Source organism: Actinomadura sp. SCN-SB (genome assembly GCF_043906805.1).
Taxonomy (GTDB): Bacteria; Actinomycetota; Actinomycetes; order Streptosporangiales; family Streptosporangiaceae; genus Spirillospora.
The window spans coordinates 1-229 of sequence record NZ_JBIMPP010000232.1 but is presented as its reverse complement, the minus strand read 5'-3'; the positions used below and the strand labels follow the sequence as shown (position 1 = coordinate 229).

Below are 229 nucleotides of genomic sequence, written 5' to 3'. Positions count from 1 at the left end.
GGACGCCCGCGCCCCGGGCGTCACCGTCCGGCCCATCCGCGACCTGACCGGCCGCGAGCACTTCTGCGAGATCGTCTTCGACGAGGTGCGCGTGCCGGTGGCCGACCGGGTGGGGGAGGAGAACGACGGCTGGCGCATCGCGCGCACCACGCTCGGCCACGAGCGGTCGGCGGGCGCGCTCACCCAGGCCGCGTTCTACCGCCGGATCGTGGACGAGCTGATCGCCCTC

The 229-nt window shown here is 75.1% G+C and carries 1 pseudogene; it reads left to right on the top strand.

Features of this window, described 5'->3' with window-relative positions:
* Nucleotides 1-229, top strand: a pseudogene (locus tag ACGWYJ_RS39170) (acyl-CoA dehydrogenase); the annotation flags it as partial.